The organism is Burkholderia sp. MSMB1072, from assembly GCF_001524725.1.
In the GTDB taxonomy this organism is placed as follows: Bacteria; Pseudomonadota; Gammaproteobacteria; order Burkholderiales; family Burkholderiaceae; genus Burkholderia.
The window spans coordinates 1-15,098 of record NZ_LOYC01000033.1 but is presented as its reverse complement, the minus strand read 5'-3'; the positions used below and the strand labels follow the sequence as shown (position 1 = coordinate 15,098).

Annotated in this window: 14 protein-coding genes; all 14 read left to right on the top strand. The window is 68.4% G+C overall.

Annotated elements, in window-relative coordinates; all coding sequences use genetic code 11:
* Positions 1 to 37 precede the first annotated feature (37 nt).
* Positions 38 to 1,210, top strand: a complete 1,173-nt coding sequence (locus WS89_RS16980) for an L-rhamnonate dehydratase (RefSeq protein WP_059792118.1) — start codon at positions 38 to 40, stop codon at positions 1,208 to 1,210.
* An 8-nt stretch (positions 1,211 to 1,218) separates the two neighbouring features.
* Positions 1,219 to 2,136, top strand: coding sequence for a dihydrodipicolinate synthase family protein (locus WS89_RS16975; protein ID WP_059792115.1), 918 nt, complete (start codon positions 1,219 to 1,221; stop codon positions 2,134 to 2,136).
* Positions 2,137 to 2,233: 97 nt separating this feature from the next.
* Positions 2,234 to 3,526, top strand: a complete 1,293-nt coding sequence (locus WS89_RS16970) for an MFS transporter (RefSeq protein ID WP_059792113.1) — start codon at positions 2,234 to 2,236, stop codon at positions 3,524 to 3,526.
* A 51-nt stretch (positions 3,527 to 3,577) separates the two neighbouring features.
* Entirely contained in the window at positions 3,578 to 4,525 is a 948-nt protein-coding gene (locus tag WS89_RS16965; RefSeq protein WP_059792111.1) for a YncE family protein, read from the top strand.
* Position 4,526: 1 nt separating this feature from the next.
* The gene (locus WS89_RS16960) at positions 4,527 to 5,489 is read left to right on the top strand and encodes an amidohydrolase family protein (protein WP_059792109.1); all 963 of its coding nucleotides are present in this window, start codon (positions 4,527 to 4,529) and stop codon (positions 5,487 to 5,489) included.
* Positions 5,490 to 5,699: 210 nt separating this feature from the next.
* Entirely contained in the window at positions 5,700 to 6,965 is a 1,266-nt protein-coding gene (locus WS89_RS16955; RefSeq protein ID WP_373558391.1) for an ABC transporter substrate-binding protein, read from the top strand.
* Positions 6,949 to 7,908, top strand: coding sequence for a carbohydrate ABC transporter permease (locus WS89_RS16950; protein ID WP_257128177.1), 960 nt, complete (start codon positions 6,949 to 6,951; stop codon positions 7,906 to 7,908). Before WS89_RS16955 ends, WS89_RS16950 begins: the two co-directional genes overlap by 17 nt.
* Positions 7,909 to 7,919: 11 nt before the next feature.
* Complete coding sequence (locus WS89_RS16945) at positions 7,920 to 8,738, top strand: carbohydrate ABC transporter permease (RefSeq protein WP_373558390.1); 819 nt, start codon at positions 7,920 to 7,922, stop codon at positions 8,736 to 8,738.
* 10 nt (positions 8,739 to 8,748) lie between these two features.
* Positions 8,749 to 9,783 (top strand): NAD(P)-dependent alcohol dehydrogenase, encoded by a 1,035-nt coding sequence (locus tag WS89_RS16940; RefSeq protein ID WP_059792104.1) that lies wholly within the window; start codon positions 8,749 to 8,751, stop codon positions 9,781 to 9,783.
* Between the two features lie 3 nt (positions 9,784 to 9,786).
* Complete coding sequence (locus WS89_RS16935; RefSeq protein WP_059792102.1) at positions 9,787 to 10,980, top strand: ABC transporter ATP-binding protein; 1,194 nt, start codon at positions 9,787 to 9,789, stop codon at positions 10,978 to 10,980.
* A 29-nt stretch (positions 10,981 to 11,009) separates the two neighbouring features.
* Positions 11,010 to 11,945 carry an AraC family transcriptional regulator gene (locus tag WS89_RS16930; RefSeq protein ID WP_034205746.1) on the top strand — a complete coding sequence of 312 codons (936 nt, stop codon included), beginning with the start codon at positions 11,010 to 11,012 and terminating at the stop codon, positions 11,943 to 11,945.
* Complete coding sequence (gene xylB / locus WS89_RS16925) at positions 11,942 to 13,408, top strand: xylulokinase (protein WP_059792100.1); 1,467 nt, start codon at positions 11,942 to 11,944, stop codon at positions 13,406 to 13,408. Before WS89_RS16930 ends, xylB begins: the two co-directional genes overlap by 4 nt.
* 119 nt (positions 13,409 to 13,527) lie before the next feature.
* On the top strand, positions 13,528 to 14,610 hold the full coding sequence (locus WS89_RS16920; RefSeq protein ID WP_059792098.1) for a MerR family transcriptional regulator: 1,083 nt from the start codon (positions 13,528 to 13,530) through the stop codon (positions 14,608 to 14,610).
* Entirely contained in the window at positions 14,610 to 14,846 is a 237-nt protein-coding gene (locus WS89_RS33805) for a hypothetical protein (RefSeq protein ID WP_156440563.1), read from the top strand. The genes WS89_RS16920 and WS89_RS33805 overlap by 1 nt, the downstream gene beginning before the upstream one ends.
* Positions 14,847 to 15,098 lie beyond the last annotated feature (252 nt).

The window sequence follows — 15,098 nt, the reverse complement described above, 5'->3', positions numbered from 1 at the left end:
CCTCTACACCGACGACATCGATTCCGGAGACACCACCATGAAGATTCGCTCCGTACGCGCCCGCGTATTCCAGTGGAAAGGCAAGACCGTCCCGCCGCAAGGCAACTTCTGCTCGAACGCGATGGACCTGCTGTATGCGCCGCAGGAAACGATGAGCACGTTCCGCTTCCATGCGTGGACGGTCGTCGAAGTCGAAACCGACGACGGCATCGTCGGCCTCGGCAACGTCGCGCTCGCGCCGCACGTCGCGAAGGCGATCGTCGACCAGTACCTCGCGCCGCTCGTGATCGGCCAGGACCCGTGGGACTACGAGTACCTGAGCCAGCGCATGTACCGCGCGACGCACGCCTGGGGCCGCAAGGGCATCGGCATGGCCGCGATCTCGGCGGTCGACATCGCGATCTGGGACATCCTCGGCAAGAGCGTCGGCAAGCCTGTGTTCAAGCTGCTCGGCGGCCGCACCAAGGAACGGATCCCGTGCTACTACTCGAAGCTCTACCGCACCGACCTGAGGGCAATGCAGGAGGAAGCGCAGCAGTACCTGAAGGAAGGCTTTCGCGCGTTCAAGATGCGCTTCGGCTACGGGCCCGCGCACGGGCAGCAGGGCGTGGTCGAGAACCTGAAGTCGGTCGCGGCGATCCGCGAGGTGATCGGCTACGACAACGACCTGATGCTCGAGTGCTACATGGGCTGGAACCTCGAGTATGCGAAGCGCATCCTGCCGAAGCTGGAGAAGTACCAGCCGCGCTGGCTGGAAGAGCCGGTGATCGCCGACGACATCGACGGCTACGCGGAACTGAACCGGCTCACGACCATCCCGATCTCCGGCGGCGAGCACGAATTCACGCTGTACGGCTTCAAGCAGTTGCTCGACCGCAAGGCCGTGTCGGTCGTCCAGTACGACACGAACCGCGTCGGCGGGATCACGATGGCGCACAAGATCAACGCGCTGTGCGAGGCGTACAGCGTGCCGGTGATTCCGCACGCGGGCCAGATGCACAACTACCATCTGACGATGAGCACGCTCGCGTCGCCGATGAGCGAGTACTTCCCGATGTTCGACGTCGAGGTCGGCAACGAGCTGTTCTATTACATCTTCGACGGCGAGCCGGTGGCCGAGAACGGCTTCCTGCAACTGCGCGACGACGTGCCGGGCCTCGGCCTCACGTTGAAGACCGAATTCCTCGACCAGTTCGACATCGTCGAGTGAGGCCGGCCATGAGCACACGCTACCAGGGCGTCTTTCCCGTCGTGCCGACGATTTTCGACGCGCACGGCGCGCTCGATCTCGACGGCCAGCGCCGCTGCATCGATTTCATGATCGATGCCGGCTCGCACGGCCTTTGCATCCACGCGAACTATTCCGAGCAGTTCGCGCTCGGCGACGACGAACGCGATCTGCTCACGCGCACCACGCTCGAGCACGTCGCGGCCCGCGTGCCGGTGATCGTCACGACGTCGCACTTCAGCGCGCGGATCTGCGCGCAACGCAACCGGCACGCCCAGGCGCTCGGCGCCGCGATGGTGATGGCGATGCCGCCGTACCACGGCGCGACGTTCCGCGTCTCCGACGCGCAGATCCGCGCGTACTTCCGCGAAATCGCCGACGGCCTCGCCATTCCGCTGATGATCCAGGACGCACCGGCCAGCGGCGTCGCACTGCCCGCGTCGCTGCTCGCGGCGCTCGCGCGCGAGATCGACGCGGTGTCGTACTTCAAGATCGAGACCGCCGGCGCCGCGTCGAAGCTGCGCGAGCTGATCGCGCTCGGCGGCGACGCGATCGAAGGGCCGTGGGACGGCGAGGAAGGCATCACGTTGCTCGCCGACCTCGATGCCGGCGCGACCGGCGCGATGACGGGCGGCGGCTATCCGGACGGGATTCGCCGGATCACCGACGCGTATTTCGCCGGGCGTCGCGACGACGCGTACGACGAATACGCGCGCTGGCTGCCGCTGATCAACTACGAGAACCGCCAGTCGGGCTTCCTCACCGCGAAGGCGCTGATGAAGGAAGGCGGCGTGATCGCGTGCGACCGGCCGCGCGCGCCGTGGCCCGAGCTGCATCCGCAGGTACGTGCCGGCCTGCTCGACACGGCGCGGCGGCTCGACCCGCTCGTGCTGCGCTGGGGGCGCTAGACATCGTTTTTTCACTCGCAACGCGCGTGCGTTGCGCATCGGCGTGACAGCGGCCCGACAGAAAGCCGCCGCCGCTCATCGGATGGACGGAGACACCATGAATCTGCTGAACCCCGCGACCCCGGCATACGAAGCCGGCGAAGCCATTCCGCGCCGCCGCTGGCTGCGCGTGATCCCGCCGCTGCTGCTCGCCTGCATCATTTCCTACATGGACCGCGTGAACATCGCGTTCGCGATGCCGGGCGGAATGAACGCCGATCTCGGCATGGACGCGACGATGGCCGGCCTCGCCGGCGGCATCTTCTTCTTCGGCTACCTGTTCCTGCAGATTCCCGGTGGCCGGCATGCGGCGCTCGGCAGCGGCAAGACCTTCATCGCGTGGTCGCTCGTGAGCTGGGCCGTGCTGTCGGCACTGACCGGGCTCGTCACCCATACGTGGCAACTGTTGACGCTACGCTTCCTGCTCGGCGTGGCCGAGGGCGGGATGCTGCCCGTCGTGCTGACGATGGTCAGCCACTGGTTTCCCGATCGCGAACGCGGCCGCGCGAATGCGATGGTCATCCTGTTCGTGCCGCTCGCCGGCATGATCACCGCGCCGCTGTCCGGCTTCATTCTCGCCGCGTACGACTGGCATCACCTGTTCTTCAGCGCGGGCGCGCTTTCGCTGCTGTGCCTGGTCGTGTGGATGCTGTTCGCCGACGACGGTCCGCAGACCGCACGCTGGGTGTCGCCGCGCGAGAAGGCGTACATCCTCGACGCGCTGCGCGACGAGCAGGAACGCAAGCGCGCGGCCGGCACGCCGGCTGCCGCCTCGTTCGGCGCGCTGCTGCGCCACCCGACGATCTGGCTGCTCATCGCGATCAACTTCTGCTATCAGGCCGGTATCTACGGCTATACGATGTGGCTGCCGACCCTGCTGAAAAACCTCACGCACAGCGGGATGGGCAGGATCGGCCTGCTCGCGATGCTGCCGTACGTCGCGATGGTGATCGGGATGCTCGTCACGTCGTATTGGTCCGACCGGACCGGCAAGCGGCGGCTGTTCGTGCTGCTGCCGCTCGTCGGCTTCGCCGCGTGCCTCGCGCTGTCGGTGCTCACGCATGCGTCGATGGTCGTGTCGTTCGCGTTCCTGATCGGCTGCGGCTTCTTCCTGCAGGCGGCGGCCGGCGTGTTCTGGGCGATTCCGCCGAAGCTCTGCAGCGTCGAGGCGGCCGGCAGTGCACGCGGCCTGATCAACGCGCTCGGCAACCTCGGCGGCTTCTGCGGCCCGTATGCGGTCGGCGTGCTGACGCAGCACGTGAGCGCGGCGGCCGGCGTGTACAGCCTCGCCGTCACGCTGGCCGTGGCAGGCTTGCTCGCGTTGACGCTGCCCCGCCGCTGCGAAGACTGACGCGCGCGCCGACACACGGCGGGCACGCGAACGAAACAACGGAGACACACCATGAACGACATCCTGTTGCTGGTGCAGAAATGCGCCCACACCTTCAGCTTCTACGATCTCGAAACCAAAGCCGCGCTCAAGCACATCGTGTTGCCGAACTTTCCGCACGAGTTCACCGTCGACGTGAACGACCGCTACGCGTACGTCGGCATTTTCGGGATCGAGACCGCATGGTCGCGCGGCCATGAAGGCGATCACCGGATCGCCGAGATCGATCTCGTCGAGCGCACGCACACGCGCATGCTCGACCTGTGGCCGTACTACCGGCCGCACGGGATGGCGAGCGACCGCGACGGCCGGCTGTACGCGATGAGCGAGGCGCACGACATGCTGCTCGTATTCGACGAGCCGACCCGGCAGCCGGTACCGAACATGGCCGTGCCGTCCGGCGGCGTGAAAACGCACCTCGTGACGCTCACGCGCGACGCGAGCCGCGCGTACGGCGTGCATCTGCTGTCGAACACGGTCACGCAATTCCATCCGCGCGACGCGACGGTCGCGCCGCGCGCGGTGATGCCCGGCCCGCGCCCCGAAGGCAATGCACTGTCGAGCGACGAGCGCACGCTGTTCGTCGCGAATCGCGGCGACGACACGCTGGTCGAGATCGACATCGAAACGATGACCTGCCGCCGTCGCGTCAAAACCCGCAGCGATCCGAACCGCATCTACCGGGCGAGCGCGCCCGACGGTCGCGACCTGCTGCTGTTGACCAATTCGGGCGAGCAGTCGATCTCGGTATTCGATGCGCGGCAGCTCGAGGAGATCGAGCGCATCGCGCTGCCCGCGAACCCGACCGCGCTGTCGTTTCATCCGTCGCGGCGCGTCGCATACGTATCGTTCCAGGACGACCACGTGCGCGAACTCGACCTCGACGCATGGCGCTTCGTCGGTGCGCTGCCGACGCTGCGCGAGCCCGATGCGTCGTACGTGCTCGCCGGCGCGCTCTGACATGTGCGACGAAGCGCCGCCCGACGGCATGCCCGACGCGCTCGTCGACGCGCATCATCATCTGTGGCGACTCGATGCGGGCGCGCACTACCCGTGGCTGCAGACGCACTACGACCCGGCGCGCTTCATGTTCGGCGACTACGCGGCGCTGTGCCGCAACTTCGGCGTCGACGATTTCCGGCGCACGGCGCAGTGTGCACCGCTCGTCGCCAGCGTGCACGTCGAAGCCGAACGTGCGCGCGATGAGGCGCTCGCGGAAACGCGCTGGCTGCACGAGGTCGCGGCCGCGCACGCGCTGCCGTCGGCGCTCGTCGCGTGGGTCGATCTGCTGGCGGGCGATGCGGACGAACGGCTCGCCGAACAGGCCGCATGGCCGCGTGTGCGCGGCGTCCGTTTCAAGCCGCGCACCGCGGCAGCGCCCGATGCATCGATCGACGAACCGGGCGCTCTGCACGATCCGCGCTGGCCGGCGGCGCTCAAACGTCTCGCCGCGCACGGCCTGAGCTGGGATCTGCGCGTGCCGTTCTGGCATCTCGGCGACGCGGCCGCGATGCTGGCCGATGCGCCCGAAGTCGACGTCGTGCTCGAACACGCGGGGCTGCCGTGGGATCGTTCCGAAGCCGGGGTCGCGCGCTGGCGCCGCGGCATGGAAGCGCTTGCCGCATTGCCGCGCGTGGTCGTGAAGATTTCCGAACTCGGCTTGCGCGATGCCGTGTGGAACGACGCGGACAACGCGCGAATCATCCGCGACACGATCGCGATCTTCGGCTGGCGGCGCTGCCTGTTCGCCAGCAATTTCCCGGTGGCCGGGCTGCGCGTGTCCTATCCCGCGCTGCTGCGCACGTTCGCCGGCGCGATCGCGCACCTCGACTGCCCCGCGCGCCGCGCGATCTGGCATGACAACGCGCTGCGCGTGTACCGGATCGCGCTCGACGATGCAGCGCAGCGTCCGGCGCGCGGGTAACGCCGCATTTCCTCCGTGCCGCCCCGTCGGTGGAGCGCCGCGCCCGCCCCGACCACCACATTTTGTGCATCGCACGACCGACCCTGAGCAAAAAGTATCGGTTCGCGAACTTTTTTGATGTGGTGATCGCATCGCCCGCGTCACACCATTGTCCCTGCCGTCATCGGCGGCATTCGAACAAGCAGAATCAAGGAGACACGGGTGAACAAGATGCGAATCGTCGCAGCCGGCGTGCTGCTCGGCGCCTGTCTGCCGGGCGTCGCGACCGCGCAGGTCTGCAAGGTGCCGACCCTTCGGGTGCTCGCGCAGAAGAGCCTCGGCTTGTCGGTGATGGAGAAATCGCTGGCCGACTACGAGAAGAAGAGCGGCACGAAGGTCGAGATCAGCTATTTCGGCGAGAACGACCGCCGCGCGAAATCGCGGCTCGACGCGTCGACCGGCGCGGGTTCGTACCAGATCTACTACGTCGACGAGGCGAACGTCGCCGAATTCGCGTCGGCCAACTGGATCGTGCCGCTCCTCAAGTACTACCCGAAGGAATACGACTACGACGACTTCCTGCCCGGCCGCCGCGCAGTCGCGAGCTACAACGGCGTCGCGTACTTCGCGCCGCTGATCGGCGGCGGCGACTTCCTGTTCTACCGCCGCGACCTGCTCGATGCCGCGCACATCCCCGTGCCGAAGACGCTCGACCAGCTCGTCGCCGCGATCAAGAAGCTCAACGCGCCGCCGAAGCTGTACGGCTGGGTCGCGCGCGGCCAGCGCGGCTCGGGGATGAACGTGTGGCGCTGGTCGCCGTTCATGCTCGGCATGGGCGGCGCGTGGACCGACAAGGGCGGCCAGCCCGCGTTCAATTCGCCGGCCGCCGTGAAGGCCACGCAGCTCTACGGCGACCTGTTCAAGTACGCGCCGCCGGGCGCCGCCACCTACGACTGGAGCAACGCGCTCGAAGCGTTCCGCTCCGGCAAGGTCGCGTTCATGATCGAATCGACGCCGTTCGCGGACTGGATGGAAGATGCGAGCAAGTCGAGCGTGGCCGGCAAGGTCGGCTACACGCGGCCGCCCGCGCCGCTGCCGTCGGCCGCGTACGGCCACGGCTTCGCGATCTCGGCCGTCGGCGCGAAGGACGACTGCACGCGCATGGCCGCCGGCCGCTTCATCGCGTGGGCGACCAGCAAGGACCAGGAGCAGGCACGGCTGCGCAACGGCGTATTCAGCGACTACAACCGTACGAGCACGATCGGCAGTCCATACTTCAAGCAGCACGTCGCGCCGCAGATTCAGGCCGGGCTGAACGACACCAACCCCGTCACGCAGGTGACGATCTGGCGCACGCCGCAGTGGCCGGATATCGGCGACAACCTCGGCATCGCGCTCGAACAGGTCTTCACCGGCACGCAGACGGACATCCGCGGCACGCTCGACGACGCGGACCAGTACGCGAAGGACGCGCTCGAACATGTCGCTCGCAAATGACGGCGCCGGCGGACGCGCGCTCGGCGTCCGCCCTGCCCCTTCCCAGCCTTCGGCCCGGCGCGCCAGCGCGCGCCGCGACCGCACGAGCCTGCCGTGGGTGTTCCTCGCGCCGACGCTCGCGCTGCTCGCGGTCCTGAGCCTCGTCCCGACGATCGCCGCGATCAACCTCGCGTTGCGCAACCGCGTGCTGCGCTACCCGGACAGCGAATACGTCGGCCTGCGCAATTTCGTCCGGCTCGCGTCGGACCGGCGCTTCCTGAACGCGATCGAGGTGTCGGTGCTGTGGGAAGTCGTCACGGTCGCCGGCGCGGTGCTGGTCGGCATCGCGCTCGCGGTGTTCCTGTTCGAGCGCGTGCACGGTCGCTGGCGCCGCGTCGCGTCGCTGGTGCTGATCATGCCGGTGCTGCTGCCGCGCGTGTCGGCCGCGTTCATCTGGAAGTTCATGTACGCGCCGCTCACCGGGATCCTGAGCTGGCTGCTCGGCATGCTCGGCGTCGAGCACACCGCGTTTCTCGCCGATCCGCATCTCGCGCTGTATGCGGTCGCGCTCGTCGACGTGTGGCAGTGGGGGCTGTTCTTCGCGGTCGTGATCCTGAAGCTGCTGGAGACGCTGCCGCCCGAGCCGCTCGAAGCCGCGCGGCTCGACTACGCGACGACGTGGCAGGTGCATGCGTACATCGCGCTGCCGATGCTGAAGGCGCCGCTCGTGAGCCTCGTGTTCATCAAGATGGTCGAATCGCTGCGCTCGTTCGACCTGATCTACGTGATGACCAAGGGCGGCCCCGGCATCGCGACCGAAACGCTCGATCTCTACGCGTACCAGCAGGGCATCGGCCTCGCCGGCAAGGTGTCGTATGCGTCGGGCATGGCCGTGCTGATGATGGTCGCGACCACGCTCGTCTTCACGCTCATCTGGAAGAGGGTCAACAAATGGGACGACTGACGGCTCGCCGAATGGCTCGCCGCGGCTCCGCCGCCACCGTGTCCACCGTCGCGATCGCCGGCGCGATCCTGATCGTCGCCGCGTTCCCGCTGTTCTGGGCCGTGCTCAATTCGCTCAAGCACCTGCTCGACATCGTCACGCCGACGCCGCGCTTCTTCTTCACGCCGACGCTCGCGAACTACGAACAGGTGCTGTCGAGCCCCGAAGTATTGATCGGGCTCGGCAACAGCATCGCGATCGTCGGCGCGGCCGTGCTGATCGGCGCGGTGCTCGGCGTGCCGGCCGCGTACGCGATCGCGCGCTACCCGGTGCGCGGCAAGCGCGACATCCAGTTCTTCCTGCTGTCGCTGCGCTTTTTGCCGCCCGTCGCGGTCGCGCTGCCGCTGATCGCGATCTGGGTCGATCTCGGGCTGTACGACACGAAGCTGTCGATGATCGTCACGTATCTGCTGGTCACGCTGTCGACCATCACGTGGCTGTCGATTCCCGTATTTCACCGGCTGCCGCGCGAGATCGAGGAAGCCGCCGCGCTCGACGGCTACGGCCCGTACGCGGTGTTCTGGCACATCGCGCTGCCGGTGTGCGCGAGCACGCTGCTCGGCGGGATCGTGTTCAGCTTCGTGCTGGTGTGGAACGAACTGATGATCGCGCTCGCCCTCACGTCGTCGCGCAGCGCGACGCTGCCGGTGGTCGCGTCCGCGTTCACGTCGCTCGGCCAGGAAGTGCCATGGGGCGTGATCAACGCGTCGACGGTGCTGCTCGCGCTGCCGCCGCTCGTATTCGTCGGCATGCTGAGCCGGCTGCTCAATTCGATCGTCAAGGGAAAATGAGGAGAACACGTTGAAAGCGCTCGTACTCGAACGCACGCGCGAGCTCGCGCTGCGCGACATCGACCTGCCGCAAGAGGTCGGCCCCGGCGACGTCCGGATCAAGGTTCATACGGTCGGCGTCTGCGGCAGCGACGTGCATTACTACGTTCACGGCGGAATCGGCCCGTTCCGCGTCGATGCGCCGATGGTGCTCGGTCACGAAGCGTCCGGCACCGTCGTCGAGATCGGCGCCGGTGTCACGCACCTGCGCGTCGGCGACCGCGTGTGCATGGAGCCCGGCGTGCCGCGCCTCGATTCGCCCGCCACGCTGCGCGGGCTGTACAACCTCGATCCCGACGTGCGCTTCTGGGCGACGCCGCCGATCCACGGCTGCCTGACGCCGTTCGTCGTGCATCCGGCCGCGTTCACGTACCGGCTGCCCGACAACGTGTCGTTCGCCGAAGGCGCGATCGTCGAGCCGCTGTCGATCGGCCTGCAGGCCGCGAAGAAGGCGGCGATGAAGCCAGGCGACCTCGCGGTCGTGATCGGCGCCGGCACGATCGGTGCGATGACGGCGCTCGCCGCACTTGCCGGCGGCGCCGCGCGCGTGATCCTCGCCGACGTCGTGCCGGACAAGCTCGCGCTGTTCGCCGGCAACCCGGCCGTCACGACCGTCGACGTGCGCACGCAGCCGCTCGCCGACGCGGTGGCCGGCGCATCGGGCGGCTGGGGCGCGGACGTCGTGTTCGAGGCAAGCGGCAGCGCGAACGCGTATGCGGGCCTCGTCGATCTGATGTGCCCGGGCGGCTGCGCGGTGCTGATCGGGATGCCGGTCGCGCCGGTGCCGCTCGACGTGGTCGCGCTGCAGGCGAAGGAAGGCCGCATCGAATCGGTGTTCCGCTACGCGAACATCTTCCCGCGCGCGCTCGCGCTGATCGCGTCCGGCGCGATCGACGTGAAGCCGTTCATCTCGCGCACGTTCCCGTTTTCCGAAGGCGTGCGCGCGTTCGAGGAAGCGGCGAGCGGGCACCCGCGCGACGTCAAGATTCAGATCGAAATGGATTGAGCCATGGCCCAGATCACCTGCAAGGCTTTGTCGAAGCACTACGACGGTGGCCCCGCCGTGCTGCATCCGCTCGACCTCGAGATCGCCGACGGCGAATTCATCGTGCTGCTCGGCCCGTCCGGCTGCGGCAAGTCGACGATGTTGCGGATGATCGCGGGCCTCGAGGCGATCACCGGCGGCGAGCTCGCGATCGGCGACGCAGTCGTCAACGACCTGCCGCCGCGCGAGCGCAATGTCGCGATGGTGTTCCAGAACTACGCGCTGTATCCGCACATGACGGTGTACGACAACATCGCGTTCGGCCTGCGGCGCCTGAAGGTGCCGGCCGACGAGATCGACCGCCGCGTGCGCGAGGTCGCGCGCATCCTGAGCCTCGACGCGCTGCTCGAGCGCCGTCCGCGCGCGATGTCGGGCGGCCAGCAGCAGCGCGCGGCGATCGCGCGCGCGATGATCAAGACGCCCGACGTGTTCCTGTTCGACGAGCCGTTGTCGAATCTCGACGCGAAGCTGCGCACGCAGTTGCGCGGCGACATCAAGCGGCTGCACCGGCAGTTGAGGACGACCACGCTGTACGTCACGCACGACCAGCTCGAAGCGATGACGCTCGCCGACCGCGTCGTGCTGATGCGCGGCGGCCGCATCGAGCAGATCGGCACGCCGGCCGAGCTGTACGGCCAGCCGCACACCGTGTTCGCGGCCGGGTTCGTCGGCACGCCCGCGATGAACTTCGCGGACGGCACGATCGCCCGCGTCGGCACGAACGTGCTGCTCGACTGCAACGGCACGCGCTGGCCGCTCGTGTCCTCACGCTTCGCGCGGCTGCAGGACGGCCAGCAGGTGAAGGCCGCGATTCGCCCGAACCACCTGCGGCTCGTCGCCGAAGGCGATCCGACCCCGGGCGCGCTCACGCTGACCGGCACGGTCGAACTCGTCGAATTGCTCGGCGCCGAGGCGCTCGTCACGCTGGACTGGCGCGGCCAGCCGTGTGCGACCCTCGTGCCGGCCCCGATGGCTCCGGCGCCGGGCGCCGTGGTAGCGTTGCGCTTCGACGAAGAAGCCCTGCATCTGTTCGACGCCGGCACCGAGCGCAACGTCGCGCTGCCGGAGGCGAACCCGATCGCGCACGCGGCGGCGCCGGCGGCCGCGACGCGCGCCGCGCCGCCTGCCGCGACGGGCTGGTCGATGTCCCGTTCGTAGCACGCCGGCATGCCCCGACGGAGCACACGATGAACCCGGATCTCGAGATCGTTCCCACCCACCGCGACGAATCGTTCCGCGCGTGGGTCCACGACTATCCGCATTCGGTCGCGAAGTGGCACTTTCATCCCGAGTACGAGATTCACCTGATCCAGGCGTCGCGCGGCAAGGTATTCGTCGGCGACCACATCGGCGATTTCGGCCCCGGCAACCTGATCGTCACCGGGCCGAATCTGCCGCACAACTGGGTCAGCGAGCTCGCCGACGGCGAACGCGTGCCGTCGCGCGACGTCGTGCTGCAGTTCTCGCGCGATGCGATCGAGAAGATGGTCGGCGCGTTCAGCGAATTGCAGCCGGTGATCGACCTGATCGACGACGCGGCGCGCGGCGTGCAGTTTCCCGACCGCGTGGGCATCGAGGTCGCGCCGCTGATGCTCGAACTCGCGAACGCGCACGGCTGCCGCCGCGTCGAGATCCTGATGTCGCTGTTCGACCGGCTGTCGTCGTGCCGCGAGCGGCGCGTGCTCGCGGGGCCCGGCTACCGCAGCGACGCGCAGCACTACATGTCGTCGACCATCAACCAGGTGCTGTCGTACCTGCAGCAGAACCTGCCCGGCATGCTGCGCGAAACCGACGTCGCCGCGTTCGCCGGCATGAGCGTCAGCACTTTCACGCGGTTTTTCCGGCGTCACACCGGCTCGTCGTTCGTGCGCTACCTGAACCGGCTGCGCATCAACGAGGCCTGCGAGCTGCTGATGTTTTCCGACCTGACGGTGACCGACATCTGCTACCGGGTGGGCTTCAACAACCTGTCGAACTTCAACCGTCAGTTTCTCGCGATGAAGCAGGTGCCGCCGTCGAAGTTCCGCGCGCTGCACCGGCTCAACGAACCGCACGGCCGCGACGACGCGCCGCCCCCGCGACGCGCGCCGCCGCGCGCCCCAGACAGGACGCTTCATACGTGACATATCTCGGCATCGATCTCGGCACGTCCGAGGTCAAGGTTCTCCTCACCGATTCCCGATCGGTCCCCCTCGCGACCGGCTCGGCCACGCTGTCGATCAGCCGGCCGCATCCGCACTGGTCCGAACAAAGCCCGCAAGCGTGGTGGCACGCGATGCTCGACGCGATCGCGTCGGTGCGCGCCGCGCACCCGGCCGGCTTCGCCGCGCTGCGCGGCATCGCGCTGTCCGGCCAGATGCACGGCGCGACGCTGATCGACCGCGCGGACCAGGTGCTGCGCCCCGCGATCCTGTGGAACGACACGCGCGCCGGCACCGAATGCGTCGAGCTCGAGGCGCTGGTGCCGGAATCGCGCGCGATCACCGGCAACATGGCGATGCCCGGCTTCACCGCGCCGAAGCTGCTCTGGCTCGCGAAATACGAGCCGGCCGTGTTTCGCGCGGTGCACAAGGTGCTGCTGCCGAAGGACTACCTGATCTGGCGCCTGTCCGGCGAATTCGTGTCCGACCTGTCCGACGCGTCGGGCACGCTGTGGCTCGACTGTGCGCGCCGCGACTGGTCCGACCGGATGCTCGCCGCGACCGACCTGTCGCGCGAGCAGATGCCGCGCCTCGTCGAAGGCAACGCAGCCGCCGCGCAGTTGCGCGACGCCTTGCGGCGCGATTGGGGCATCGCCGGACCCGTGACGATCGCCGGCGGCGCCGGCGACAACGCGGCGTCCGCGATCGGCATGGGCGTCACGGGCGCCGGCAGCGGCTTCCTGTCGCTCGGCACGTCGGGCGTGCTGTTCGCCGGCAACGACCGCTTCGCGCCGAACCCGGACGCCGCCGTGCACGCGTTCTGTCACTGCGTCGACGGGCGCTGGCACCAGATGAGCGTGATCCTGTCGGCCGCCGCGAGCCTCGACTGGCTCGCGCGCGCGCAGGGCACGACCGCCGGCGCGCTGGCGGCGCGCGCCGAACGCGCCGATCCGGCTCGCGCGCCGCTGTTCCTGCCGTATCTCGGCGGCGAACGCACGCCGCACAACGACGCGCATGCGCGCGGCGTGTTCTTCGGGCTGTCGAACGAACACGATGCCGACGATCTCGCGTATGCGGTGATGGAAGGCGTCGCGTTCGCGATGGCCGACGGCTACGACGCGCTGCGCGCGGCCGGCACGACGCTCGACGCGGTGTCGTTCATCGGCGGCGGCTCGAAGAGCGCGTTCTGGGCGCGGCTGTGCGCGAATGCGACCGGGCTCGCGATGCAGCGCCATGCGGACGGTGCGGTCGGTGCGGCGCTCGGCGCGGCGCGGCTTGCGCGTCTCGCGGCGACGGGCGACACGCTGGAGGACGTCTGTGTCGCGCCGCCCGTCGCGGAGACGGTCGTGCCCGATGCCGCATCGGCCGATCTGCTGACGGGGCGACTCGCGCGCTATCGGCGGTTGTATCGCGCGCTGCGGGACGAGTTCAAGGACGCCGACTGAACGCTCGGGCGACGTACCGCTTCGCCGTTCGGAGCGTTTTATCGGTCAGGCGCGCTTGACCCGGCCCTTGGGATCGCCTTTATGCTGAGCGCAACGAATCGACGGCAAGGAGGTGACGGATGGGTACCGACACACCCCGTTTGAACGCATCGGCCGCCGCCGCGCGGCTCGGCGTCTCGATCAAGGCGCTGCGGCTGTACGAGCGGCAGGGCCTCGTCACGCCGGCACGCACGCCGGCCGGATACCGCACGTACGGCCCGGAAGACCTCGCGCGTGCCGCCGACATCGCGGCGCTGCGCAAGCTCGGCCTCGGGCTCGCGCAAGTGGCGAGCGTCCTCGACGGCGACGCGCGCCATCTCGATGCCGCGCTGGCTGCTCACGAAGCGGCGCTCGATCACGGGATTCGCGCGCTCGTGAGCAAGCTCGACGGCGTGCGCGCGATGCGCGCCAACCTCACGCGCGGCCGGATGCCGGCCGATGGCGACCTGACGCGGCTGCTCGGCGAAACGGACGCGGGGGTCGCGTTCAGCCTGCCGTGGCCGTGGGGCGGCGAACGGTTCGAGTGTCGCGATATCCGGCCGTTGAACTACATCATCGGTTCGCTGGGGAGCGGCAAGACGCGGCTCGCGCTTCGGCTGGCCGATGCGTTGCCCGGCGCCGTGTTCGTCGGCCTCGATCGGCTGGACGACGATTGCGCCGCGGCATCCGACGCATTGCGCGCCGATCCGGAACTGAAGTCGCGCGTCAACCGCACGTCGGCAGTGCTCGCCGGCAACGGCGCGACGCCGTCGGCGGCGCTGACCGCACTGCTCGTCAGCCTCGAAGCGGAAAGCCCGCGCGTGCGGATCGTCGACATGATCGAACAAGGCCTCGACCGCGCCACGCAACTGGCATTGATCGCGCATCTGCGCGAATGCGCAGCCGCCGGCATGCGGCCGCTGTTCCTGCTGACCCGCTCGACGGCGATCCTGGATCTGTCAGCGGTCGGCCCCGACGAAACCATCCTGTTGTGCCCGGCCAATCACAGTCCGCCCGCGCGCGTGGCGCCTTACCCGGGCGCGCCGGGGTATGAAGCCGTGGCCACGTGCCTCGCGACGCCGGAGGTGCGGGAGCGGATTGCGCGGCGGCCGGAAGCGCGCGCCGTCATGCTTCGTGCGGAGCAGGAAATGAATACTTCGCGACCTGCCCGTCGGAGAACGTGATGGCGCGCGACGAAAGGGTAGAAATCGAACTCGGCGATATCGAATCGACCGAACAGTTTCTACGTGCGCAACGCTTCAAACCGATTCATGGTCGCAGTAACCCGACATGGATTCGCATCCGGATCGACACCATCGGACGAGTTCGTTGCTTGCCGGCCGCTGTCGGGACACGTCGACAAGTCGTCTTGTCCGGATGGCCAAAATCGCGCGCAAACGGTCATTCGCGTTCAACATGAAGGACATCCGAAAGCGTTCGTTTCGGATATCGTCCACCTTTCCTGCCAGCACGCCACATGACCGCAAATGGAAACAGTACCGGCCCGGCCGATATCGGCCCCTGCGACGCGATGAGCCGATTTCGCGTCACCTACGACGGGCCCGCGCTCGAATCGTCCGAGATGGACGTGCGCGAACTCGCGCCCGCGCTGCTCGCCTTCGGCGATTTGCTCGATGCGTCGACGCGCGCGCTGTGCGGCGATCAGGTCCGG

Coding starts and splice junctions, on each gene's coding strand:
- WS89_RS16980 (WP_059792118.1), top strand. CDS start 38: ATGAAGATTCGCTCCGTACGCGCCCGCGTATTCCAGTGGAAAGGCAAG.
- WS89_RS16975 (WP_059792115.1), top strand. CDS start 1,219: ATGAGCACACGCTACCAGGGCGTCTTTCCCGTCGTGCCGACGATTTTC.
- WS89_RS16970 (WP_059792113.1), top strand. CDS start 2,234: ATGAATCTGCTGAACCCCGCGACCCCGGCATACGAAGCCGGCGAAGCC.
- WS89_RS16965 (WP_059792111.1), top strand. CDS start 3,578: ATGAACGACATCCTGTTGCTGGTGCAGAAATGCGCCCACACCTTCAGC.
- WS89_RS16960 (WP_059792109.1), top strand. CDS start 4,527: ATGTGCGACGAAGCGCCGCCCGACGGCATGCCCGACGCGCTCGTCGAC.
- WS89_RS16955 (WP_373558391.1), top strand. CDS start 5,700: ATGCGAATCGTCGCAGCCGGCGTGCTGCTCGGCGCCTGTCTGCCGGGC.
- WS89_RS16950 (WP_257128177.1), top strand. CDS start 6,949: ATGTCGCTCGCAAATGACGGCGCCGGCGGACGCGCGCTCGGCGTCCGC.
- WS89_RS16945 (WP_373558390.1), top strand. CDS start 7,920: ATGGCTCGCCGCGGCTCCGCCGCCACCGTGTCCACCGTCGCGATCGCC.
- WS89_RS16935 (WP_059792102.1), top strand. CDS start 9,787: ATGGCCCAGATCACCTGCAAGGCTTTGTCGAAGCACTACGACGGTGGC.
- WS89_RS16930 (WP_034205746.1), top strand. CDS start 11,010: ATGAACCCGGATCTCGAGATCGTTCCCACCCACCGCGACGAATCGTTC.
- WS89_RS16920 (WP_059792098.1), top strand. CDS start 13,528: ATGGGTACCGACACACCCCGTTTGAACGCATCGGCCGCCGCCGCGCGG.
- WS89_RS33805 (WP_156440563.1), top strand. CDS start 14,610: ATGGCGCGCGACGAAAGGGTAGAAATCGAACTCGGCGATATCGAATCG.